Source organism: Streptomyces sp. NPDC001700 (assembly GCF_053596435.1).
The window spans coordinates 39,237-61,716 of record NZ_JBSFGE010000024.1; the positions used below are offsets into that span (position 1 = coordinate 39,237).

Below are 22,480 nucleotides of genomic sequence, written 5' to 3' on the forward strand. Positions count from 1 at the left end.
CTCGGGGGCTAGGCTCGGCGCCATGCCGCCCCGTGCCCGCGCCCGCGCCCGTACGTACGACCCCGCCAAGACCCGCGCCGCCGTGGCCGCGCAGCTGCGGCACATCCAGGACGCCGTGCGCGGGCTGGACGAGGAGCGGCTCGGGGCGCCCACCCGGACCGGCGGCCGAACGGTCCGCGAGCTGATCGCGCGGCTGCCGACCGAGGCCGAAGACGATGACCGGCCGGCCGCCCGCTGCGCCGAGCTGGTCGTCCGTACCGACGATCTGGCGGCGGCCACGGGCCTGGACGTGCCGTACGACCGCCAGGCGCTGGCCACCGCCGTCCGGGTGCTGGCCGACGCCCTCGCGGCGGAGGCGCCCGGCGGGTCGGTCGAGCTGCGCGTCCCGCCGTTCGCCGTCGTGCAGTGTGTGGAGGGGCCCCGGCACACCCGCGGCACCCCGCCGAACGTCGTCGAGACGGACCCGCTGACCTGGGTCCGGCTGGCCGCCGGACGGATCGGCTGGGCCGAGGCGCTGGAGGCCGCCGACGTCATGGCGAGCGGCGAGCGCGCCGACCTCTCCGGATATCTCCCCGTGCTCGGTCCGGATGGAGACATCGCAGGTCAGGGCGGGTCCGGCGGGCGCTGAACGGGGCCGGGCGCGGGCATCGGTAAATGTGACATACGCCCCCCATCGGGTCCCTCGTTCGGCCGCACCGCCGAACTGGCCTAGACTCGATGCCGTGCCACGTGGTGACGGACGACTCAGCCACGACCTGCTCCCCGGTGAGAAGGGCCCCCAGGACGCTTGCGGCGTCTTCGGAGTCTGGGCGCCGGGTGAAGAGGTCGCCAAACTCACCTATTTCGGGCTGTACGCGCTGCAGCACCGCGGTCAGGAGTCCGCGGGTATCGCAGTGAGCAACGGCTCCCAGATTCTCGTCTTCAAGGACATGGGTCTGGTCTCGCAAGTCTTCGACGAGACCTCCCTCGGCTCCCTGCTGGGCCACATCGCGGTCGGTCATGCCCGCTACTCCACCACCGGAGCCTCGGTGTGGGAGAACGCGCAGCCGACGTTCCGGGCGACCGCCCACGGCTCGATCGCGCTGGGCCACAACGGGAATCTGGTCAACACCGCCGAGCTGGCGGAACTGGTCGAGGCCCTGCCCAGAGACAAGGGCCGGGCCACCCAGGTCGCGGCCACCAACGACACCGACCTGGTCACCGCCCTGCTCGCGGGGCAGGTCGACGAGGACGGCAAGGCGCTCACCGTCGAGCAGGCCGCCCCGATCGTGCTCCCGAAGGTCAAGGGCGCTTTCAGCCTCTGCTTCATGGACGAGCACACGCTGTACGCCGCCCGGGACCCCCAGGGCATCCGCCCGCTGGTGCTCGGCCGCCTGGAGCGCGGCTGGGTGGTGGCGTCCGAGTCGGCGGCCCTCGACATCGTGGGCGCGTCCTTCATCCGGGAGATCGAGCCCGGCGAGATGGTCGCGATCGACGAGAACGGCCTGCGCTCCACGACCTTCGCCGACGCCCGGCCCAAGGGCTGCGTCTTCGAGTACGTGTACCTGGCGCGCCCCGACACCGACATCGCGGGCCGCAACGTCTACCTCTCGCGCGTCGAGATGGGCCGCAAGCTGGCCAAGGAGGCCCCGGCCGACGCGGACCTCGTCATAGCGACGCCGGAGTCCGGCACCCCGGCCGCCGTCGGGTACGCCGAGGCGAGCGGGATTCCGTACGGCTCCGGGCTGGTCAAGAACAGCTACGTCGGCCGGACCTTCATCCAGCCCTCGCAGACCATCCGGCAGCTCGGCATCCGGCTGAAGCTGAACCCCCTCAAGGAGGTCATCCGGGGCAAGCGGCTGGTGGTCGTGGACGACTCGATCGTCCGCGGCAACACCCAGCGCGCCCTGGTGCGGATGCTCCGCGAGGCCGGTGCGCTCGAAGTGCACATCCGGATCAGCAGCCCGCCCATCAAGTGGCCCTGCTTCTTCGGCATCGACTTCGCGACCCGCGCCGAGCTGATCGCCAACGGTCTGTCGACCGAGGAGATCGGCAAGTCGCTGGGGGCCGACTCCCTCGCGTACATCTCCACGGACGGCATGATCGAGGCGACCACGATCGCCAAGCCGAATCTGTGCCGCGCCTGCTTCGACGGCGAGTACCCGATGGACCTGCCGGACCCGGAGCTGCTGGGCAAGCATCTGCTGGAGGCCGAGACCTCGGTCCCGAGCAGTGCCGACGCCGACGGTGTGCGGACGCTGACCGCCGGTGTCGGCGGTGCCGACGCGCTCCGCCGGCCTTAAGGCCGCCGGCCTTCGTACGCGCTTCCCGAAACGAAAGATCCCAAGGTCATGTCTGAGACCACTGGTGCCAGCTACGCCGCCGCGGGCGTCGACATCGAGGCGGGCGACCACGCCGTCGAGCTGATGAAGGAGTGGGTCAAGAAGGCCACCCGCCCCGAGGTCGTGGGCGGCCTCGGCGGCTTCGCGGGCCTCTTCGACGCCTCCGCGCTCGCCCGCTACCGCCGCCCCCTGCTGGCGTCCGCGACGGACGGCGTGGGCACCAAGGTGGACATCGCGCGCCGCATGGGCGTGTACGACACGGTCGGCCACGACCTGGTCGGCATGGTCGTGGACGACCTCGTGGTGTGCGGCGCCGAGCCGCTGTTCATGACCGACTACATCTGCGTCGGCAAGGTCCACCCGGAGCGGGTCGCCGCCCTCGTCAAGGGCATCGCCGAGGGCTGTGCCCTCGCGGGCTGCGCGCTGGTCGGCGGCGAGACCGCCGAGCACCCGGGGCTGCTGGGCGCCGATGACTTCGATGTCGCCGGGGCCGGTACGGGCGTGGTCGAGGCCGACCAGGTGCTGGGCGCGGATCGCATCCGTACGGGGGACGCGGTGATCGCCATGGCCTCGTCCGGACTTCACTCGAACGGGTACTCACTCGTCCGCCATGTGCTCTTCGACCGGGCCGGCTGGGCGCTGGACCGCGAGGTTCCGGAGCTGGGCCGGACGCTGGGGGAGGAGCTGCTGGAGCCGACCCGGATCTACTCGCTGGACTGCCTGGCGCTCACCCGGACGACCGAGGTGCACGCCTTCTCGCACATCACCGGCGGCGGGCTCGCCAACAACCTGGCCCGGGTCATCCCGGACGGCCTGCGTGCGGAGGTGGACCGCTCGACCTGGACCCCAGGCCCGGTCTTCGACCTGGTGGGGCGGCTCGGCTCGGTGGAGCGGCTGGAGCTGGAGAAGACCCTCAACATGGGCGTCGGCATGATGGCCGTCGTGCCGGGCGAGTCGGTGGACGCCGCGCTCACGACCCTGGCGGACCGCGGGGTCGACGCCTGGGTCAGCGGTGAGATCACCGACCGTTCGGCCGGTGACACGGAAGCGGTGACGCTGACCGGTGACTACGCGAGCTGAGCTGGCCCGCGCCGGGTGCGCGGACAGCACAGAAGCCGGTCCGAGGCGGGATGCCCCGGACCGGCGGAGGTGCGGCGATTGCCGAGCGCCCGGAACGGTGTGTGGATCAGCCCCGCGGTTGCGGGGATACACCGTCAGGCGCGGCGACGTTGCGCGGACGGATCCGACCGGTCGTCGTCTTCGTCGTCATCGTCGTTGTACAGATCCGCGTACTGTGCGTACGGGTCATCGTCCAGCTCATCGTCATCCTCGAACGGCTCGCCATTCGGCGGCTGGTTCGATTGCGGCGATGCGCCCAGCTCCTCGGCCAGGCGTGAGAGGTCCGTCCCGCCGCTGTTGTACTTCAGCTGGCGGGCGACCTTCGTCTGCTTGGCCTTGGCCCGGCCGCGCCCCATGGCTCGACCCCCTCAACGACGGGGCTCGACGGCCCCAGAGTCTTGACACGCGTTCACGTTCATGAATCGGAGCGGACTCCCCTAAGAGAGACCGGTCCGTAGGGCTTCAACGGTACCTGCTTCTGTGGCCATACGGTACGTCGCCCACACGACGTGCCACGGTGCAGAACCCGCGGGGAGCCCCGTCCCCGCTGGTCAGCTGCGATTTTAACCTGTCTCCGGGGCCGACCCGCCGACGGGCCGTGAGGGATCTCTCGCCGAGGCCCCCCGCACGGGGCGTTACGGCCCGCTCCGAGGGGCGTTCTCCCGTTTCCCGCACGGCCTGTCGAACCATCCCGAGAGCATCCCCGAGCGTCACTCAAGCGGCGCCCGGGCGACGCCCAGGTGTCCCCCGGGCGGCGCTCAGGCCGTGCTCAGGCGCTGCTCAGGCACCTCTCAGGGGGCGTTGCGGCCCTCCGCCATCCGGTGTTCGGCGAGCCGGTCGGCGGCGGCCGCGGGCGGAATCCCGTCGGTCCGGGCCCGATCAAAAATGGCCAAAGTTGTGTCAAAGATCTTTGACGCCTTGGCCTTGGCCCGCTCGAAGTCGAAACCGTGCAGTTCGTCCGCGACCTGGATCACACCGCCCGCGTTCACCACGTAGTCCGGCGCGTAGAGGATCCCGCGGTCGGCGAGGTCCTTCTCGACGCCCGGGTGGCCGAGCTGGTTGTTGGCCGCGCCGCACACCACCTTCGCGGTCAGGGCGGGCACCGTGTCGTCGTCCAGCGCGCCGCCGAGGGCACAGGGCGCGTACACGTCGAGGTCGGCGCGGATCAGCGCTCCGGTGTCCCGGACCGCCTCGATCCGGGGGTGGCGGGCCAGCACGCGGTCGACCGACTCGGCGCGCACATCGGTGACGACGACCTCGGCGCCGTCTTCGAGGAGGTGCTCCACCAGGTGGTGACCGACCTTGCCGACGCCCGCGATGCCCACCCGGCGGCCGCGCAGCGTGGGCGCGCCCCAGGAGGCCTGGGCGCTGGCCCGCATGCCCTGGAAGACGCCGTAGGCGGTCAGTACGGAGGAGTCGCCCGCGCCGCCGTTCTCGGGGGAGCGGCCGGTGGTCCAGGGGCACTCGCGGGCGACCACGTCCATGTCGGCGACGTAGGTGCCCACGTCGCAGGCGGTGACGTAGCGGCCGCCGAGGGAGGCCACGAAGCGGCCGTAGGCGAGCAGCAGCGCTTCGGTCTTGATCTCCTCGGGATCGCCGAGGATCACGGCCTTGCCGCCGCCGTGGTCGAGCCCGGCCAGCGCGTTCTTGTAGGACATGCCGCGGGCGAGGTTGAGGGCGTCGAGGACCGCCGCTTCCTCGGGGTGCTCCTCGGCGCTGTAGGCGTGGAAGCGGGTGCCGCCGAGGGCGGGGCCCAGGGCGGTCGAGTGGAGCGCGATGACGGCCTTCAGGCCGCTCTCCCTGTCCTGGCACAGCAGGACCTGCTCATGGCCGCCCAGATCGGAGCGGAACAGTATCGACAGGGGTGAGAGAGGGTTCGGCACGCGACTCTCCGTCGGACCGTCGACGCTGACGGTGTGACGTACGTCGGTCACGGTGGTGACTCCCATAGGTCGGGTAAGGCGCCCTCCGTGCTGGTGGGGAGGGCCGGTGGGCACGAGCGTAAGCCCTGGGAGGGCGCGGGAGCGGCCATGTCCCCGACGAGTCCGGATGGTGGTCGTGGGACGATGCCGTGAGCAGGGGGTAGGCAACTCCTGGCGGTGGTATCGGCCTTGAGGGAGCGCGTGTGACCTTGGCGTCTTCGGTGATTGTCCCGTATGCGGCGTATCTCCGCGTCTATGAGCCACTGGCCGCTTTTCCCGAGCCGGAGCGCGCCCACTGGGCGCGCTACGCCAAGCGCGACGACCTCCCCGGCTCGCAGGACGAGCTGCGGCGCTCGCTCGCGGACCTGCTGCCGGTGCCGCCGGTGCCGGTTCCGGTGCACGAGAGCGCGGACGCCTTTGTGGCGCTCGTGGACGGCGTCACATGCGTCTGTCCGTGGAGAACGCGGCTGCGCGGCTGGTTGGCCCTGGAAGAGCTGTCCGAGCGCCTTCCCGGCCCTCTCCTGGACGCCGCGCTGCCTCCCGTGGTGCGCCGGCAGGCCGCCTCGGACTACGAGCAGTGGCTGGAGCGCAACCCGGACGCCCGTCCGTGGATCCGCTCGGCGACCTGGCATGTCCCGGTCCGCTGGTTCGTGCTCTTCGCGGACGAGGAGCGCGAGTACACCAAGGGTGACGAGGGTCTCATCCTGCGTTACCGCACCCCGATGGTCCAGGCCAGGAGGCGGGTCGCCCGCGGGCTTAAGGTGCTCAAGGAGGCTCTCGGTGAGGGGCCGCTCATCGATGGCCTGGTGGACGTGGGCCGGTGGCTGGAGGAGTTTCATCCGCGGTCGCTGGTCGAACTGGACTACGGCGGTCTGGTGCACGTGGTGCCCGCCGGACAGCTGGAGGAGGACCGCTCGGCGGCGGACGTGGCGGAAGGGCTCGCGGCACTGAGGGACGGGGACGGGGAGCGCGCTGGCAGCGCGTACGAGCGGCTGACCGACCGGTGGAGCGAGATCAGGAACCGGCAGAACGCCAGCTGAGACGGACCGGATCCGGGGAAAGCGGATCCATCGGGCGGCCGGGTGCGTCAGAACCGGAGCGGGGGGACGTAGGTCCCGATCCGGGCCATTACGTCAATGGTGATCTAAAGCACTGACTTCGGGTCTTGCGGCAATCCCCCATCCTCGTGTCAAAATAGGACAAGGAGTCCGGGAAGTTCTCCTTCCGCCCAAGTATGGGCGGATTCATCGGTATTGCACTCCTTGGCGGATCTGATACCCCTGATCCTGTTGTGACTGATCGTCACGGCCGCGTGACTGTCCGTTATGGCATGGTCCATCGGCTTCCGTCGAGGTTGGACACCTGAGAGGGCAATTCCATCGGTTTGGCCGACGGGGCTGGACAGATGGTGTAGTTGTAGTGCCGAGGACAAGCCGTTCGTCCTATAACCGACTCGGCCCGCGTCCGCCATTTCGGGCAACGCGGGTCAAGGTGCAGAATTTAGAGGAAAGAACCGTGATGGTTCGGTTCTCCCGAGGAGGCCGCTCATGACCGCTCGCACCCCTGATGCCGAGCCGCTGCTGACCCCGGCTGAGGTTGCCACCATGTTCCGTGTGGACCCGAAGACGGTCACGCGCTGGGCCAAGGCAGGCAAGCTCACGTCCATCCGCACGCTTGGAGGGCACCGGCGCTACCGCGAAGCGGAGGTCCGTGCACTTCTCGCGGGCATCCCGCAGCAGCGCAGCGAGGCCTGAATAACCGCATAACCGGGCATATCCGGGCCCCCCAGCCCGGCTTTCGCCTGTATGGCTCCACCACGACGGGTGCCTGCCCCAACAGGCCATCACCGCTCGACATGGGTGCGTCGTCGATCGCGCTGGACTCCGCCGGGTCCAGCGCGATCTTTTTTATGCCCGCGTTCTGCCCGGCCGTGGCCGGGTCGCGGGCCGCCCATGGGGGTCGGGACGGGGCTGAGGAGGGTCTTGACGGCCCCGCGCGGGGTGTCGGACCGGGGGTACTGGGAAGGTCCGGGAATGGCCCGGACAGAGGGTGCAATTGCACATATTAAATTGACCTGTTGTGAGGCGGGTGTAAGTTACCCCACTCTCAGGACGCGGTCGGTGACTCCCGTCACACGGTTCAACGCTTGTCGATTTCCGGATAACTGCGGTAAGGGCTTACTGAGTTGATGGCCCATCGGAGCCCACCGGCCCGGACGGCTCCCCGGGCGCCGGCTCGGCCGATGCCTGGGGCTCGGCGGCCGGTGCGGGCTCCATCGCGAGCCGCAGCAGCCGATGGCAGACCGGGCAGTGCCGGGTGAAGTGGCGGTAGCCGGAGGCGGCCGCCAGATGGGCCCGCAGAAGCGCCCTGGTCTCATGTTTCGCGGTCGTCGTCATGTGCCGCACCTCCCGGCCAGCCCCACGCCACCTTCTAGTCTGGGTACCGCCGCGCGCGGGTCGCCGTCAAGACGACCGAAGGCCCGGATCCTTGTGCGGATCCGGGCCTTCGGGTGTTGTGCGGTCCTGACGGGATTTGAACCCGCGGCCTCCACCTTGACAGGGTGGCGAGCACTCCAAACTGCTCCACAGGACCATCAGTGACGCTCCACAGCCTTTTCGCTGTGTGCTTCGCTGTGGTGCGTCACAGACTCTACAGCAGGTCAGGGGGTGCGGTCGAACTCGCGCCCGGCCGGCCCGTCCGGCGCGTCAGGACGGGCCCGACACCCCTACGGCGCCACCGCGTCGATGGCCTTCACGATGCGCTTGTCGGAGACCGGATAGGCCGTGCCCAGGGCGTGCGCGAAGTAGCTGACCCGCAGCTCCTCGATCATCCAGCGGATCTCCAGCGCCTCCTGCGGCACCGGGCGGCCCGCCGGGAACTGCTCCAGCAGCCAGGCGTACTCGTCCCGCATCTCCTTCACCTTCGCCATCCGGCTGCGGTCCCGCTCGGCGTTGGTGGGGAGCTGCTGGAGGCGGCGGTCCACGGCCACCAGATAGCGCATGAGGTCCGGGAGGCGGCGTACCCCGTGGGCGGTCACGAAGCCCGGCTTCATCAGCTCCGAGAGCTGTTCCCTGACGTCCGTGAGGGACGGCAGCAGCACCGGGCTCTTGATGCCCTTCAGCCGCCGCTCACACGCCTGCCAGGCCGCCAGCACCTCCTGGACCTTCCGGACGGTGTCCAGCGTGGCGTCCGCGAGGTCGGCCCGGACCGCGTCGAAGAGCTTGCGGAACGATTCCTCGTCCCACGCCGGTCCGCCCCGGGCCGCGATGAGCCGGTCGGCGGCCGCGGCGACGCAGTCGTCGAAGAGCGCCGGGATGCTGCCGTGCGGGCTGCTGGACAGGGCCAGCTTGGCCTGGTTGGTCAGCTTGCCCTGAGCGAACTTCGCCGGGCTGGACGGCAGCTGGAGCAGGATCAGCCGCCGGGTCCCCCGCCACATCGCCTGCCGCTGCTCGGGCTCGGTGTCGAAGAGCCGCAGCGCCACCGACGCGCCCTCGTCCACCAGCGCCGGGTACGCCTTGACCGGCTGGCCGCCCCGGCGGGTCTCGAAGGTGCGCGGCAGCGTGCCGACCGTCCACGAGGTCAGCCCGGCGCGCTGCTCGATACCGGCGGACTCCTTCGAGGACTCGAACGCTTTGGAGATCGCCGCCCGGGTCTTCGGCCTCAGCCGCTGCTTCAGCGCCTCCAGGTCCTTGTCCTCGGCGAGCTTGCGGCGCCGCTCGTCGACCACCCGGAACGTGATCTTCAAGTGGTCGGGGACCTTGGCCGGGTCCCAGTCCTCCGGCTCGATCCGCACCCCGACCATCCGGTGCAGCTCCCGGCCCAGCGCCGACGTCAGAGGCTCCTGGAGCGGCACGGCGCCGTCCAGGAAGCGGGTGGCGTAGTTCGGCGCCGGGACATAGTGGCGGCGCACCGGCTTGGGTAGCGACCGGATCAGCTCGGTGACCAGGTCCTCGCGCAGCCCCGGGATCTGCCAGTCGAAGCCGTCCGGGGTGACCTGGTTGAGCACCTGGAGCGGGATGTGGACGGTCACGCCGTCCGCGTCCGCCCCCGGCTCGAACTGGTACGTCACCGTGAACTTGAGCTTCCCCTGACGCCAGGAGTCCGGATAGGCGTCCTTGGTGACGCCCTGCGCCCGCTCGTTGATGAGCATCGACTTCTCGAAGTTGAGAAGCTCCGGCTCGTCCCGGCGTTTGTGCTTCCACCAGGAGTCGAAGTGCGCGCCCGAGACCACGTGTTCCGGGATGCGCTGGTCGTAGAAGTCGAACAGCGTCTCGTCGTCCACCAGGATGTCGCGGCGCCGGGCGCGGTGCTCCAGCTCCTCCACCTCGCCCAGCAGCTTCCGGTTGTCGTGGAAGAACTGGTGGTGGGTGCGCCAGTCGCCCTCGACCAGGGCGTTGCGGATGAACAGGTCGCGGCTGGTCTCCGGGTCGATCCGGCCGTAGTTGACCTTCCGCTGGGCGACGACCGGGACGCCGTAGAGCGTGACCCGCTCGTACGCCATCACCGCCGCCTGCTTCTGCTCCCAGTGCGGCTCGCTGTAGGTGCGCTTGACCAGGTGCTGGGCCAGCGGCTCGATCCACTCCGGCTCGATCTTCGCGTTGACCCGCGCCCACAGCCGGGACGTCTCGACCAGCTCCGCCGACATCACCCAGCGCGGCGGCTTCTTGAACAGCGCCGACCCGGGGAAGACGGCGAACTTGGCGCTGCGCGCGCCCAGGTACTCGTTCTTCTCCGTGTCTTTCAGGCCGACGTGCGACAGCAGCCCGGACAGCAGCGACTGATGGATGGGGTCCGGCGCCGCGTCCTGCTCGGACAGCTGGATGTCCATGGTCTTGGCGACCGTGCGCAGCTGGCTGTAGATGTCCTGCCACTCGCGTATGCGCAGGTAGTTCAGGTACTCGTTGCGGCACATGCGGCGGAACGCGGACGAGGACAGCTCCTTCTGCCGCTCCCTGATGTACTTCCACAGGTTGAGGAAGGCCAGGAAGTCGCCCGACTCGTCCTTGAACCGGGCGTGCTGCTGGTCCGCCTGCGCCTGCTTGTCGGAGGGGCGCTCGCGCGGGTCCTGGATGGAGAGCGCCGCGGCGATCACCATGACCTCGCGGACACAGCCGTTGCGGTCCGCCTCCAGCACCATCCGGGCCAGCCGGGGGTCCACCGGCAGCTGGGCGAGCTTCCGGCCGACCGGGGTGAGCCGCTTGCGCGGGTCCTTCTGCTTGCCGTCCAGCGCGTGCAGCTCCTCCAGGAGCTGGACGCCGTCCTTGATGTTGCGCCGGTCCGGCGGGTCGATGAACGGGAACTTCTCGATGTCGCCGAGCCCCGCCGCGGTCATCTGGAGGATGACGGAGGCCAGGTTGGTACGGAGGATCTCGGCGTCCGTGAACTCCGGGCGGGTGAGGAAGTCGTCCTCGGAGTACAGCCGGACGCAGATGCCGTCGCTGGTCCGGCCGCAGCGGCCCTTGCGCTGATTGGCGCTGGCCTGGCTGACCGGCTCGATGGGCAGTCGCTGGACCTTGGTGCGATGGCTGTAGCGGGAGATCCTGGCCGTGCCCGGGTCGATCACGTACCGGATGCCGGGGACGGTCAGCGAGGTCTCCGCGACGTTCGTGGCGAGGACGATCCGGCGGCCGCTGTGTCTCTGGAAGACCCGGTGCTGTTCGGCGTGCGACAGCCGGGCGTAGAGCGGCAGCACCTCGGTGGATCTCAGCTGCTTCTTGTTCAGCGCGTCGGCCGTGTCCCGGATCTCCCGCTCGCCGGAGAGGAAGACCAGGACGTCCCCGGGGCCCTCGGCCTGCAGCTCGTCCACGGCGTCGCAGATCGCGGTGATCTGGTCCCGGTCGCTGTCCTCGCCGCCCTCCTCCAGCAGCGGCCGGTAGCGCACCTCGACCGGATACGTACGCCCGCTGACCTCGACGATCGGCGCGTCCCCGAAGTGGCGGGAGAAGCGCTCCGGGTCGATGGTCGCGGAGGTGATCACGACCTTGAGGTCGGGGCGGCGGGGGAGGAGCTGGGCCAGATAGCCGAGCAGGAAGTCGATGTTGAGGCTGCGCTCATGCGCCTCGTCGATGATGATCGTGTCGTACTGGCGCAGCTCGCGGTCGGTCTGGATCTCGGCGAGCAGGATGCCGTCGGTCATCAGCTTGATGTGGGTGTCCTGGCTCACCTGATCGGTGAAGCGGACCTTCCAGCCGACGGACTCGCCGAGCGGCGTCCCGATCTCGTCCGCGATGCGCTCGGCCACGGTGCGGGCCGCGATCCGGCGGGGCTGGGTGTGGCCGATCAGTCCCTTGACGCCGCGGCCCAGCTCCAGACAGATCTTGGGGATCTGCGTCGTCTTCCCGGAGCCGGTCTCGCCCGCGACGATCACCACTTGGTGATCGCGGACGGCCGCGAGGATGTCGTCCTTCTTCTGGCTGACCGGCAGCTCTTGCGGATAGGTGACGTCCGGTACGGCGGCGCGGCGGTCCGCGACCCGCAGCTCCGCCCGCTCGAAGTCCTCGGCGATCTCGCCGAGCACGGCCGTACGGGCCTCGGGCTTACGGATCCGGCGGGCGCCGTCGAGTCGGCGCCCCAGCCGCTGCTGGTCGCGCAGCATCAGCTCGGGGAGCCGCTCCAGGAGGGCGGGCAGGGCGGGGGCAGGAGTCGTGGACATACGGACCCCAGGATCTCACCTCGGCAAAACGACTGGCGAACCATTTCCGCCGGGTGTTGTCCGGGCCACGTCGCGCGATATGCCGGGAGTGTCCGATCTAGCGTGGGCGCATGGCGGACGACGACTCCCCGGAGGCCCGGTCTCCCGAGGCCCGGTCCCCTGACGCCCGGTCTCCTGAGGCCCAGCCCCTGGAGGCCCGGTCACCGTGGACCCGGTTCAAGCACAGCCCGTTCTTTCCGGCCACGGTCATCGTGCTGATCATCTCGGCGGGCGCGGGGCTCTTCGCGGGCTCGTACACCTTCGCCTTCGCCAACCCCACCCCGCGCCAGATCCCCGTCGCCGTCGTCAGCGCCCACCCGGGCGACGCCCCGCCGCCGCGCTTCCTCGCCGGGATGGAGAAGGCCCTGGACACATCGCTGCGGCTGCGCCGCGAGCCCTCGTTCGGCCGGGCCCGCTGGGCCGCCGAGGAGCAGCAGATCTTCGGGATCCTGCGGACGCGCGGGCGCGGCGTCGAGCTGGACCTGTCCTCCGCCGCGGGCGCCAGCGTCGCCGAGGTGCTCGGCTCGGCCGGTACGAAGGTGGGCCGGGCGGTGGGCGTGCCCGTCGCCGTACGGGACCTGAACCCGCTCCAGCCGGGCGATCCCCGGGGGCTGGCGGTCTTCTACATCTCGCTGGCCGCGGTGATCATGGGCTTCCTCGGCGCGGTCCAGCTGAGCGTCAACGCCGCCGCCCTGAGCCCGGCCGCGCGGATCGCCTTCACCGTCGCGTATGCCCTGCTCGGCGGCTTCGTCATCGCCGCGATCGTCGACTGGGGGCTCGGCGCGCTGGACCTGCCCTTCGCCGGGTCCTGGGGGATCCTCGCCCTGACCATGTTCACGTCGGGGATGGTCTTCTCCATGTTCAACGTCCTGTTCGGACGCTGGGCGCTCATCCCGACCTGGGGGCTGATGGTCCTCCTCGGCAACCCGTCGTCGGGCGGCGCGGTCTCCTGGCCGCTGCTGCCGTCGCTGCTCGGCACCGTGGGCCGCTGGCTTCCGCCGGGCGCCTCCGTCAACGCCCAGCACACGGCCGTCTACTTCGGCGAGCACCAGCACGCGTTCCCGTTCCTGGTGCTGACCGGCTGGTCGCTCGTCTCCGCCACCGTCTTCTGGACCTGGCGCCACCGCCACCCGGGCGGGACCACCCCGTCCGCGTGAGCGCCCGGACGCGAAAAATCCCCCTCCTGGCAGCAGGAGGGGGATCTTCTATGGAGCGCCGAGCAGGCCTTGCACCTACATCCCTCGTTTGGAGACGAGTATCTTGCCTTAGACGACCGACGCATCAACTCCCGCCCCTCGGGGCGGCGTTGCAAGATCTACTTTAACCCATCCGGGGGCCCGTCGCGCAATCGCCGTCGCGCCGGGGCTCCACGGCGCCGCGCCGCAGATCGTCGTTGGTGCGCCGGGCCTCTTCGAGCTGGTCTTCCAGCATGACGATGCGGCACGCGGCGTCGATCGGGGTGCCCTGGTCGACGAGCCGGCGGGCGCGGGCGGCGATGCGCAGCTGGTGGCGGGAGTAGCGGCGGTGGCCGCCCTCCGAGCGCAGCGGTGCGACCAGACCGGCTTCGCCGATGGCCCGCAGGAAGGCCGGTGTGGTGCCGAGGAGGTCGGCGGCACGGCCCATGGTGTACGCGGGGTAGTCGTCGTCGTCGAGCCGGTTGTGCTGACTGTCTTCGGCCACTGACACCTCTCATCCGTCCTGTCGTCGGTCGCGCGTCGAGGGGCCCTGGTGCCGTTTCGGCTCCAGGGCCCCGAGGGGTTCAACACCATTTTCCGCGGACTCGTCTGCGCAGACGAGTGTGCGGGGATCGCGGATTTCTGACCGGGGACCACCTTCCCTTCCGGGGCGTGCGGTACCCGAGCGGCCTCAGCTCTGCGCCCGGGCGATCCTGATGGTGTCCGCCTCCTTGTCGTCGGTGTGCCGCGCCTCATCGGGCGCCGTGACTACGACAGGGAATCTAACTCCGGTGTCCCGTCGATGTCTACAGCCGCCACGACAGATTTTTGTCGGTACGGACGACCGAGGGCCTGGTGTGCCCGGACCAAGCGTGCGAAGCGGCGGAGCGGGCAGACGAGCCTCTGCAAAGGGCACATCCGAAGCAACCAGGGGTGTACGCGTATGAACGCCACGAAGATCGCCAACGCTCGGCCCACGGCCTCCACCGTGGTGCGGGGTGACAGCCCTGGCGGCATTCACCGCGCCCGCGCCGTCGCCCGGGCCTTCACCCGGGGGCTCAGCCCGGCCCCGGCCCCGGACGCGACCGACGCGATACTCCTGGTGGTGTCCGAGCTGGTCACCAACGCGCTGCGGCACGGGGGCGGCCGGTACACCCTCGAACTCTCCGCCGGTCCTGACGTGGTGACGGTCGCCGTCAGCGACCCGAACCCGGCGGCTCCCCGGGCCCGTCCGCCCGATCTGAACACCGGCACCGGCGGCTTCGGCTGGCATATGGTCCGGCGGCTGGCCCAGGAGGTGACGATCACCCGGGGCCAGGGCAAGACGATCTACGCGAGCCTCGCCCGCTGACCGTGACCGTGGCCCGCGACGCCGCCCGCGCGGGCGCGCGCAAAAAATCCCTCCCCTGGCGAACAGGAGAGGGATCTTTCATGGAGCGCCGAGCAGGCCTTGCACCTACATCCCTCGTTTGGAGACGAGTATCTTGCCTTAGACGACCGACGCATCAACTCCCGCCCCTCGGGGCGGCGTTGCAAGATCTACTCTACCCCATCGCGGCACCCCGCTGTCCCCGTCCGCCGCGAGGTGGTCCTCCACCGCCTCTCGCAGGGCCGCGAGCAGCGCCTCCACCGCGGGGGTCCGCCGCGCCTCCGCCCGCAGCAGGGCGTGCACGCGGCGCGGCGGCCAGCCGCGCAGGGGGCGGGCCACCACCCGTGGGTCGGGCCTCGGCGGCAGCGCCAGGCCCTCCGCGACGGCCGCGCCCACACCGTGTGCGACCAGGTCGTGGGCGGTGGCCGGGTCGTTGGTGATGGCGACGGTGCGGGGCTCGAAGCCCGCCCGGGCGCAGGCGGCGGTGAACTCCTCGCGGTCCTCGTCCAGTACCCAGGCCTCGTCGGCCAGCGCGCTGAGGGGGATCGTCCGCAGGTCGGCCAGCGGATGGTCGTACGGGAGCAGTACGCAGCGCGGGTCGCTGATCAGCGGGAAGTCCACCACATCGGCGTCGGGGTCGGCTTCGGCTTCGGAATCGGTTCCGGTGCCGGGGCCGGGGCCGGGCTCGTCCGGGCGGGAGCCGTCGCGGACGCTCACCAGGGCCACGTCCGACGTCCCGTCCCGCAGCGAGCGGTACGCGTCCGGGGAGGTGGCCCGCTCCAGGACGATCTGTACGTCGGGCCGGGCGGACCGCAGCCGCGCCACCGCGCCGGGCAGCAGCGAGGCGCAGGCGCTGTGGATCGCGGACACCCGCACCATGCCGCGCGCGTGGGCGGCGTACGTACGGAACTCGTCCTCGACGGCGCCCAGCGCGGACAGCACCGCCTCGGCGTGCTGGGCCAGACGGCGGCCCGCCGGGGTGAGCCGTACTCCGCGCCCCGACCGGACCGCGAGCTGCACGCCGATGGTGCGTTCCAGCGCGCGCATGCGGTAGCTGACGGCGGGCTGGGTGTAACCCAGCAATTCGGCGGCGGCGGTGTAGGAACCCGCGCGCGCCACACCGGCTATGACAGCTAACTGATGGATGTCGAGCACATGAACCACTGTAAAAGGCGTTTATGGATGCCGGGAAGATCCTTATTGGACGTAGCGTCCTGGCGCCTCCACACTCATGGAGGCGGCTGAGCGACGGCCGCTGGTCAACACGCTGTTCGCGTGGGCTGGGCCCGCTGAGCCCATTTTCGTATTCTCCGCCGCTTCCACCACCGACCACCCCCATCATTCGGTGTGCTGCCGATCCAAACCTTGCGGGATTTCCCTAGAATTTCCGCGGATTGGAATGGAACAATGTCTGACAAAGACGGCTGGAACAGAATGCAGCCGGTGCTCGCCCAGGGCGCCGTACAGCATCAGATGTCGCTGAACGAGACCTTCCACCCACCCCTTCCAGCCGTCTTGCGGGCCGTCCAGGACACCGCCGCCGACGCCCACCGCACCCTTGACGCGCTGGGGTTCGGTCTGTCCCGGACCATCGCCGAGCACCTGGGGGTGGAGCCCGGGGACGTCGCCGTGGGGCCCGGCTCCGGCGCCCTGCTCCAGCTGCTGTTCACCGCCCACACCGGGCCGGACACCCACACCGTGCACGCCTGGCCGTCCTGGGAGGCGTACCCGATGATGGCGGCCAACGCCGCCTCCGGCACCGTGCGGGTGCCGCTGCGGGACGAGACCCACGACCTGGCGGCGATGGCGGCAGCCGTCACCGAGCAGACGCGGCTGGTCATCGTCTGCAACCCCAACAACCCCACCGGCACCGCCGTCGGCCAGGCGGCGCTGCGGCGCTTCCTCGACCTGCTGCCCTCCCATGTCACCGTGCTGATCGACGAGGCGTACATCGACTTCGCCGACCCGGACGCCGCCGCCGTCGCCCATGGCATCGAGCTGTACCGGGAGGACGAGCGGGTGTGCGTGGTGCGCACCTTCTCCAAGTCGTACGGCCTGCTCAGCCTGCGCGTCGGCTATCTCGTGGGGCATGAGCGCGCCCTCGCGCCGCTGCGTGGCGCCCTGACCTTCTACCGGGTCGGCGCCGCCGCCCAGGCCGCGGCCGTCGCGGCCCTCGCCGAGTCCGCCGCGATCCGCCGCCAGTGCGAGGAGACCGCCCGCGAACGGGAGCGGCTGCACGGCGCCCTGGCCGAACAGGGCTGGCAGGTGACGCCCAGCCAGGCCAACTTCCTGTGGCTGCCGATGGAGTCCGGCGTCGAGCGCTTCACCCAGTTCTGCGCGGACCACGGCGTCCTGGTGTGCGGCAAGCCGGGCGAGGGCGTACGGGTGACCATCGCCGAGCCCGCGGCCAACGACGCGTTCGCGCAGCTGGCAGCCAAGGCGCGGGACACCGGCGGGCCCCCGGGAGGCGCGGCCCCCTCCGGCGGGGAGACCCCGTGACGGCCGCCCCGCACACCACGGTGACCGCCCCGGCGGATCCGCTCTCCCCCGCCCACCCCACCCTCGCCCGGCTGCTGCGCGACCTCGAATCCCGCTGGCCGTCCGGCGACGAGCGGGTCCACCGGATATCCCGCTACGCCCTGCTGCCCGCGGGCAAACTGCTGCGCCCGCTGCTGCTCGTGGAGTCGGCCAGGGCTGTGGGCGGCGGCTACGAGGAGAGCCTGCCCGCCGCGCTCGGCGTGGAGTACCTGCACACCGGGTCGCTGGTCCACGACGACGTCATCGACGGCGACGCGCTGCGCCGCGGCCGCCCCACGGTCGTGGCGCGGTACGGCGTCGCGGACGCCGTCGTCACCGGCGACGCGCTGATCATGGGCATGTTCGGCGCCGTCGCCGAGTGCGCCGACCAGGGACTGCCCGCCGACCGGCTGCTGGAGGCCGTACGGGTCCTGGCCCGCGCGGGGGGTGACCTGTGCCGGGGCCAGGCGATGGAGGCCGAGCTGTCCGGGGACGCGGCCTGCGGGCTCGACCGCTACCTCACGATGATCTCGCTCAAGACCGGCGCGCTCTTCCGTGGCTCCTGCCACGCCGGGGCCCTCCTCGGCGGCGCCGACGCCCCCTGGCAGCGGGCCCTCACCTCCTACGCGGAACACCTCGGGCTCGCCTTCCAGATGCACGACGACCTGCTGCCGTACACCAGCGAGTCGGCGGCCACCGGCAAGTCCGGCTTAAGCGACACGGCCAACGGGCGCCCCACCTTCCCCGTGCTCATGGCGTACGAACGGGCCGGTGCGGCCGAGCGCGAGGCGCTGCGGACCGCGCTGCGGGGCACGCTCCCCGCGCAGGACGCCTACGACTCCGTACGCGGCGTCCTGGACTCCACCGGCGCGCTGCGCGCCGCCCGGGAGCGCGCCAGGGCGGAGGTGGCCCACGCCAAGGACTGCCTCGCCGAACTGCCGCCGACCGAGGGCTCCGCCGCGCTCGCCGCCATCGCGGACTTCTCCGCCGACCGGGAGCGGTGACCGTGCCCGGGGCGCTCGCCACCGGGGCCTGGGCGCACGTTTGGGCGCACATGTGGGCGCACTTACAGACCTGGCGGCTGTACACCCTCTCCTACCCGGGCCTGGTGGGCCTGGCCGGTGCCGCACTGGCCGACGGCTCGTCCCCGGCGGCGCGCCTGTGGGCCGCCTGGGCCGTACCGACCCTCAGCTGGATCGCCGGGCACTACCTCGGCGACTACTTCGACCGCGACCTGGACGCCATCGGCAAACCGCAGCGACCGATCCCCTCGGGACGGCTGAGCCCCCGCGCGGCCGTGGCCTCCGGCGTCCTGTGCGCCCTCGCGGCCGCCGTGATCACCGCCCTCGCCGCCTGGACCGCGCTGCTGCTGGTCGCGGCGGGGATGGCGGGCATCGTCGCGTACAGCAAGGTGTTCAAGGGCCGGGGGCTGTCCGGCAACGCGGTACGGGGCGCGCTGACCGCGCTCACCGTCGTCTTCGGCGCGCTGACCGCCGGAGGGGAGCCGCGCTGGCCCGCCGTCCTGCTCGCCGCCCTCGCCTTCTGGTGCCACGACACGGCGTCCAACCTGGTCGGCACCCTCCGCGACGTCGACGGCGACCGCAGCGGCGGCTACCACACGCTTCCGGTACTGCGGGGCGTCCGCTACGCGGCGCGCACCGCCGCCCTGCTGTACGCCGCCGCGATCGTCACCGCCGCGGTCTGCGTCGCGTTCACCTCTTCTGCCGGACGGCCCGCCTTCGCCGCCCTGCTGCTCGTCGCGGCGGCCTGCGGCACCGCCGCCTTCACCCCGCTGCTGCGCGGCGCGGCCCCGCTGACCCAGGTCCGGGCGCTACGGGCCCACGAGGTGCTGGTCGCCGAACGGCTGATCCTGGCGGGCGCGGTGCTTGCTGGCGGCTGGCCCCTGCCCCAGACCCTGGCGGTGCTGATCCCCCTCCTCACCCTCAGCGTGCTGACCCAGTCCAGAATGCGCGCCCACCACGAAATCCCCCCGGACGGCTGGGAGGAGGCACCTCCCACCGCCACCCCCCGCTCGGCCCCCGCCGAGGCCGTAGCTCCCCGCGCGGGCGCTGCCGAGGGGGCGGACCCCCGCCCGGGCGCTGGCGAGGCCGCAGCTCCCCGCGCGGGCGCTGCCGAGGGGGCGGTTCCCCGTGCGGGTGCCGCCGAGCCTGCGGCTCCCCGCGCGGGTGCCGCCGAGGCCGCGAGCCCCCGCTCGGTTGCCGGTACGCGCGCGGAGCAGCGCGCGGGCCCGGGTCCGGGTACGGGGCAGGACCCGGCCCCAGCCTCGGGCCCGGGCGGCGACCGGCTCCCCGACCCCTGCCAACCCCTCCGCGCCGCACTACGGAAGGACCGTCCGAGCCCATGGTGACCTCACCCCTGACCGACCGGATCGACGCCGCCGTCACCGCCGGTGCCGAGGCGCTGTTCGCCCGGCGGCGGCCGGACGGTGTGTTCGCTCCCGACGCGACGGAAGACCGGTTCTCCCCGGCGAACACCGCCCTCGCCCTCATCGCCCTGCACCTCGCCGGGAGCGGCGGCGCGCTCCTCGCCCGGGGCGCCGACCGGCTCGTCAAGGCGCAGCGCGACAGCGGCGGCTGGGCCATGCGCGGGGTGGCCGACGAGGTGCTGACCACCGCCGTCGTCACCGACGCGCTCGACCTGGTCGCCCCCGGCCACGCGGCCCCCGCCGTACGCGCCGGGCGGCAGCGGCTGGCGCAGCTGGGCGGGCCCGAGGCGCTGCCGGAGCCGGTGATGGCGGGGCTGATCCGGCAGTTCGACGCCCTCGCGGGGCGGCTGGACGAGGCGTCGCTGCCCCGCCTCCCCCTGGAGTTGCTGCTGCTGCCCGGCCCCGCGCGGCGGCTGCTCAGCCTGCGGCTGCCGATCCTCGCGAGCATGGCGCTCGGCCAGGCCACCGTGCGCCGCGACACCCAGGGCCTGGTGCGGCGGCGGCTCAACGCGCTGGCCCGGCCCGCCGCCCTGGCCGTCGTGCGCGAGGCGTACGAACGGGAGGGCGCCAGCGGGTCGTTCAGCACCGACCCCTGGCTGACCGGCCTCATCAGCGTCGGCACCACCCGCTCCGGGCTCGCCCCGGACATCGTCCAAAGCGCCACCGCCTGGCTGCGGTCGGCGGCCGACGCGGACGGCGGGTGGGAGCTGATGCCGCTGGACGTCACGTGGTCGAGCTTCGCCGCCGCCGCCCTCCTGGAGGCGGGGTACGCGGACGACCCGCGCCTGACGCCGACCCGCGCGATGTTCCATGAGCGCCAGCAGAACACCCCGTTCGCCTCCCTCGCCTGCCCGCCCGGCTACTGGGGCTTCTCCAGCGCGCACAGCTGGCCCATGGCGCTGGAGACCGCCGAGATCAGCTCGGTGCTGCTGCGCCTCCCCGGCGGCGGCAACGACTCGCACGTACGGCGCGGCATCGACTGGCTGACCCGGACGCAGGACTCCGCGGGCTCGTGGAGCCTGGCCGTACGGAACAGCAAGCCCGGCGGGTTCGGCCCCTGCCCGCAGATGACGGCCAAGGCGGTCCGCGCGCTGCTCGACGACGGCGCGCGCCCCGGCGACCGGCGCGTGGCGAAGGCCGTGCGCTGGCTCATCGCGCAGCAGCGGACGGGCGGTTCGGCGGACGGTTCGTACGAGGCCCTCTGGTACCGGGGCCGCACGGCGGGCACGTCGGTGGTGCTGGAAACCCTGTGCCGCACGGTCGGCGCCGGGCATCCGGCGGCCGGGCGGGCGGCCGCGTGGCTGCTGCGCACCCAGCACGACGACGGCTCCTGGGGCGGCGCGTCCGCAGGCGCGGACGGCGCCCCTCCGGGCACGGTCGAGGACACCGCCTGGGCGCTGTACGCGCTGCTCGCCGCGGGCCACGACCCCGGCTCGCAGCCCGTGACGGCCGCCGCCCGCTATCTGACGGACGCCCAGCGGCCGGACGGCGGCTGGGCCGGATCGCCGGTGAACGAGTACATCCGCTTCTGCTACCGCTACGCGGACGACGTGATCGCCTCCGGCCTCGCGCTCCGCGCCCTGGCCCGGCTGCGGACGGCCACCACGCCCCGGGAGGCCTCCGCATGAGCGAGCAGAACACCCCATACGACGCCGTCGTGTGCGGCGCGGGCGCCGGAGGGCTTGCCTCCGCCCGCGCCCTGGGCGCGCTGGGCCTGCGCGTCCTCGTCGTCGACAAGCAGCCGAAGCTGCGCCCGGTCGCCAAGGGCGAGGTGCTGCAGCCCGGCGCGCTGCGCGTGCTGCGCCGCTGGGGGACCGAACGGCTGCTGGAGCAGCGGGCCGGGGTGCGGCTGGGCCACCTGGTGGTGCGCGACCCGGCCGGGGCGCCGCTGATGGCGCTGGACTACGGGCAGCTCCCCGAGGGCGACCGGTGGCTGCTCTCCCACGACCACCTCACCATCCTGGACGCGCTGGCCGAAGGGCTCGGCCCGACCGTCGAGGTGCGCCGGGGCGCCCTGGTCGAGGAGGCCCTGCACGACGGCTCGGGCCGCGTCACCGGCGTGGCGGTCACCGAGGGCGGACGGCGGTACGAGGTCCACGCGCCGCTGACCGTCGCGGCGGACGGCATCTCGTCCCGGCTGCGCCGCGCGGCGGGCATCGAGGCCCGGCGGGTGGACTACCCGCACCGGCTGGTGTCGTTCGACCTCGCGGGCGCGCCCCGCCCGGACGACTTCTCCGCGTACCTCAGCCCGCGCGGGCTGAGGCTGGTGTACGCGCTGCCCGGCGACCGGGTGCGGCTGTACGTCCAGACCGCGTCCGACGAACTGCGCGGCGGCCGCGACCGGGCGGCCCTGGCCGCCTGGGCGGAGGGTGTGGTGGCGGAGGTTCCGGCGCTGGAACCCCTGTCCGGGCCGCTGCTGGCCGGTCTGGACAGCAGACAGCTGCTGCCGGTGTCCCGTTTCCTCTCGCCCCGGCTGGCCGTCCCCGGGATGGCCTTCGTCGGCGAGGCCGCGTACGCCGTGCACCCGATGGCCGCCCAGGGCATGAACACCGCGATCACCTGCGCGGCCGCCCTGGCCGACCAGCTCGCCGACCACCTCGGCGGAGCGGCGCCCTCCGCCGACACCGTGGACGCGGCGCTCCGCGCCTACCAGGCCGAACGGCGGCCGATCCTCGCCCAGGCCGCCACCACCAGCGACAACGCGGCCCGCATGGTCACCGATCTGACCTGGCGCGGCCGGGTCGTGGGGCGGCGGGCGGTCCGCTTCACCGGGCGCAATCCCCGGCTGCTGCACACCGTCACGTACAACATGTCCGGCCTGGGCCCCCGGCCGATGACGTTCCTGGACCGCCTCCACCAGCTGGGCGTCCTGCCCGACCCGCGCGCCCACCGTATCCCCCAGACCTGAAAGGGCAGTGTT

Annotated in this window: 18 protein-coding genes and 3 tRNA genes; 12 read left to right on the plus strand and 9 right to left on the minus strand. The window is 72.0% G+C overall.

Annotation, left to right across the window (positions count from 1 at the left end; genetic code table 11):
* Positions 1-22: 22 nt before the first annotated feature.
* From ACWC5C_RS33050 to purM, 3 genes are all read left to right on the plus strand, one after another.
* Entirely contained in the window at positions 23-628 is a 606-nt protein-coding gene (locus ACWC5C_RS33050) for a sterol carrier family protein (protein WP_450881504.1), read from the plus strand.
* Between the two features lie 94 nt (positions 629-722).
* Positions 723-2,282 carry an amidophosphoribosyltransferase gene (gene purF, locus ACWC5C_RS33055; protein ID WP_450881506.1) on the plus strand — a complete coding sequence of 520 codons (1,560 nt, stop codon included), beginning with the start codon at positions 723-725 and terminating at the stop codon, positions 2,280-2,282.
* 48 nt (positions 2,283-2,330) lie between these two features.
* Positions 2,331-3,401 (plus strand): phosphoribosylformylglycinamidine cyclo-ligase, encoded by a 1,071-nt coding sequence (purM, locus tag ACWC5C_RS33060; protein WP_385444013.1) that lies wholly within the window; start codon positions 2,331-2,333, stop codon positions 3,399-3,401.
* Between the two features lie 134 nt (positions 3,402-3,535).
* On the opposite strand, the gene ACWC5C_RS33065 is transcribed toward purM, so the two are convergent.
* Both ACWC5C_RS33065 and ACWC5C_RS33070 read right to left on the minus strand, forming a co-directional pair.
* A complete protein-coding gene (locus ACWC5C_RS33065) occupies positions 3,536-3,796 on the minus strand; it encodes a DUF3073 domain-containing protein (RefSeq protein ID WP_385444015.1) in 261 nt (86 codons plus the stop codon).
* A gap of 435 nt (positions 3,797-4,231) precedes the next feature.
* Positions 4,232-5,389, minus strand: a complete 1,158-nt coding sequence (locus tag ACWC5C_RS33070; RefSeq protein ID WP_450881509.1) for a Leu/Phe/Val dehydrogenase — start codon at positions 5,387-5,389, stop codon at positions 4,232-4,234.
* Positions 5,390-5,565: 176 nt separating this feature from the next.
* Between ACWC5C_RS33070 and ACWC5C_RS33075 the strand changes: the two genes are divergently transcribed.
* Together ACWC5C_RS33075 and bldC are read left to right on the plus strand one after the other, a co-directional pair.
* On the plus strand, positions 5,566-6,402 hold the full coding sequence (locus tag ACWC5C_RS33075; protein ID WP_385444018.1) for a hypothetical protein: 837 nt from the start codon (positions 5,566-5,568) through the stop codon (positions 6,400-6,402).
* A 507-nt stretch (positions 6,403-6,909) separates the two neighbouring features.
* Positions 6,910-7,116, plus strand: coding sequence for a developmental transcriptional regulator BldC (bldC, locus tag ACWC5C_RS33080; RefSeq protein ID WP_003949541.1), 207 nt, complete (start codon positions 6,910-6,912; stop codon positions 7,114-7,116).
* A gap of 423 nt (positions 7,117-7,539) precedes the next feature.
* Here the strand turns inward: bldC and ACWC5C_RS33085 are convergent, their stop codons facing one another.
* The 3 genes from ACWC5C_RS33085 to hrpA all read right to left on the minus strand — a co-directional run bounded on the left by ACWC5C_RS33085 (position 7,540) and on the right by hrpA (position 12,014).
* Complete coding sequence (locus ACWC5C_RS33085; protein ID WP_450881511.1) at positions 7,540-7,758, minus strand: DUF6274 family protein; 219 nt, start codon at positions 7,756-7,758, stop codon at positions 7,540-7,542.
* 121 nt (positions 7,759-7,879) lie between these two features.
* Positions 7,880-7,954: transfer RNA gene (locus tag ACWC5C_RS33090), tRNA-Asp, on the minus strand.
* A gap of 133 nt (positions 7,955-8,087) precedes the next feature.
* Positions 8,088-12,014: an ATP-dependent RNA helicase HrpA gene (gene hrpA, locus ACWC5C_RS33095; RefSeq protein WP_450881513.1), complete on the minus strand. Its 3,927-nt coding sequence runs from the start codon at positions 12,012-12,014 to the stop codon at positions 8,088-8,090.
* 110 nt (positions 12,015-12,124) lie between these two features.
* Between hrpA and ACWC5C_RS33100 the strand changes: the two genes are divergently transcribed.
* Positions 12,125-13,210: an ABC transporter permease gene (locus ACWC5C_RS33100; protein ID WP_450881515.1), complete on the plus strand. Its 1,086-nt coding sequence runs from the start codon at positions 12,125-12,127 to the stop codon at positions 13,208-13,210.
* A gap of 51 nt (positions 13,211-13,261) precedes the next feature.
* Here the strand turns inward: ACWC5C_RS33100 and ACWC5C_RS33105 are convergent.
* Positions 13,262-13,333 (minus strand) — tRNA-OTHER (locus tag ACWC5C_RS33105).
* Between the two features lie 40 nt (positions 13,334-13,373).
* Complete coding sequence (locus ACWC5C_RS33110) at positions 13,374-13,676, minus strand: helix-turn-helix domain-containing protein (RefSeq protein WP_450881623.1); 303 nt, start codon at positions 13,674-13,676, stop codon at positions 13,374-13,376.
* Positions 13,677-14,171: 495 nt separating this feature from the next.
* Here ACWC5C_RS33110 and ACWC5C_RS33115 point away from each other — a divergent pair, with 495 nt between their 5' ends.
* Positions 14,172-14,579 carry an ATP-binding protein gene (locus tag ACWC5C_RS33115; protein WP_450881517.1) on the plus strand — a complete coding sequence of 136 codons (408 nt, stop codon included), beginning with the start codon at positions 14,172-14,174 and terminating at the stop codon, positions 14,577-14,579.
* An 81-nt stretch (positions 14,580-14,660) separates the two neighbouring features.
* Here the strand turns inward: ACWC5C_RS33115 and ACWC5C_RS33120 are convergent.
* Together ACWC5C_RS33120 and ACWC5C_RS33125 are read right to left on the minus strand one after the other, a co-directional pair.
* Positions 14,661-14,732 (minus strand) — tRNA-OTHER (locus tag ACWC5C_RS33120).
* Positions 14,718-15,752, minus strand: coding sequence for a LysR family transcriptional regulator (locus tag ACWC5C_RS33125; RefSeq protein WP_450881519.1), 1,035 nt, complete (start codon positions 15,750-15,752; stop codon positions 14,718-14,720). Before ACWC5C_RS33125 ends, ACWC5C_RS33120 begins: the two co-directional genes overlap by 15 nt.
* A 252-nt stretch (positions 15,753-16,004) precedes the next feature.
* Between ACWC5C_RS33125 and ACWC5C_RS33130 the strand changes: the two genes are divergently transcribed.
* The 5 genes from ACWC5C_RS33130 to ACWC5C_RS33150 are packed head-to-tail and all read left to right on the plus strand — an operon-like array spanning position 16,005 to position 22,468.
* A complete protein-coding gene (locus ACWC5C_RS33130) occupies positions 16,005-17,096 on the plus strand; it encodes an aminotransferase class I/II-fold pyridoxal phosphate-dependent enzyme (RefSeq protein WP_450881521.1) in 1,092 nt (363 codons plus the stop codon).
* Positions 17,093-18,118: a polyprenyl synthetase family protein gene (locus tag ACWC5C_RS33135; protein WP_450881523.1), complete on the plus strand. Its 1,026-nt coding sequence runs from the start codon at positions 17,093-17,095 to the stop codon at positions 18,116-18,118. The genes ACWC5C_RS33130 and ACWC5C_RS33135 overlap by 4 nt, the downstream gene beginning before the upstream one ends.
* Positions 18,115-19,482, plus strand: coding sequence for a UbiA family prenyltransferase (locus ACWC5C_RS33140; RefSeq protein ID WP_450881525.1), 1,368 nt, complete (start codon positions 18,115-18,117; stop codon positions 19,480-19,482). The genes ACWC5C_RS33135 and ACWC5C_RS33140 overlap by 4 nt, the downstream gene beginning before the upstream one ends.
* Positions 19,476-21,188, plus strand: a complete 1,713-nt coding sequence (locus tag ACWC5C_RS33145; protein WP_450881527.1) for a prenyltransferase/squalene oxidase repeat-containing protein — start codon at positions 19,476-19,478, stop codon at positions 21,186-21,188. Before ACWC5C_RS33140 ends, ACWC5C_RS33145 begins: the two co-directional genes overlap by 7 nt.
* Positions 21,185-22,468: an FAD-dependent oxidoreductase gene (locus ACWC5C_RS33150; RefSeq protein ID WP_450881529.1), complete on the plus strand. Its 1,284-nt coding sequence runs from the start codon at positions 21,185-21,187 to the stop codon at positions 22,466-22,468. The genes ACWC5C_RS33145 and ACWC5C_RS33150 overlap by 4 nt, the downstream gene beginning before the upstream one ends.
* Positions 22,469-22,480 lie beyond the last annotated feature (12 nt).

Excerpts from the sequence above, each read along its gene's own strand:
- ACWC5C_RS33100 (WP_450881515.1), top strand. The coding sequence starts at position 12,125 with ATGGCGGACGACGACTCCCCGGAGGCCCGGTCTCCCGAGGCCCGGTCC.
- ACWC5C_RS33130 (WP_450881521.1), top strand. The coding sequence starts at position 16,005 with ATGTCTGACAAAGACGGCTGGAACAGAATGCAGCCGGTGCTCGCCCAG.
- ACWC5C_RS33065 (WP_385444015.1), bottom strand. The coding sequence starts at position 3,796 with ATGGGGCGCGGCCGGGCCAAGGCCAAGCAGACGAAGGTCGCCCGCCAG.
- ACWC5C_RS33085 (WP_450881511.1), bottom strand. The coding sequence starts at position 7,758 with ATGACGACGACCGCGAAACATGAGACCAGGGCGCTTCTGCGGGCCCAT.
- ACWC5C_RS33115 (WP_450881517.1), top strand. The coding sequence starts at position 14,172 with ATGAACGCCACGAAGATCGCCAACGCTCGGCCCACGGCCTCCACCGTG.
- ACWC5C_RS33150 (WP_450881529.1), top strand. The coding sequence starts at position 21,185 with ATGAGCGAGCAGAACACCCCATACGACGCCGTCGTGTGCGGCGCGGGC.
- purM (WP_385444013.1), top strand. The coding sequence starts at position 2,331 with ATGTCTGAGACCACTGGTGCCAGCTACGCCGCCGCGGGCGTCGACATC.
- ACWC5C_RS33050 (WP_450881504.1), top strand. The coding sequence starts at position 23 with ATGCCGCCCCGTGCCCGCGCCCGCGCCCGTACGTACGACCCCGCCAAG.
- hrpA (WP_450881513.1), bottom strand. The coding sequence starts at position 12,014 with ATGTCCACGACTCCTGCCCCCGCCCTGCCCGCCCTCCTGGAGCGGCTC.
- ACWC5C_RS33145 (WP_450881527.1), top strand. The coding sequence starts at position 19,476 with ATGGTGACCTCACCCCTGACCGACCGGATCGACGCCGCCGTCACCGCC.
- ACWC5C_RS33070 (WP_450881509.1), bottom strand. The coding sequence starts at position 5,389 with ATGGGAGTCACCACCGTGACCGACGTACGTCACACCGTCAGCGTCGAC.
- bldC (WP_003949541.1), top strand. The coding sequence starts at position 6,910 with ATGACCGCTCGCACCCCTGATGCCGAGCCGCTGCTGACCCCGGCTGAG.
- ACWC5C_RS33110 (WP_450881623.1), bottom strand. The coding sequence starts at position 13,676 with ATGGGCCGTGCCGCCGACCTCCTCGGCACCACACCGGCCTTCCTGCGG.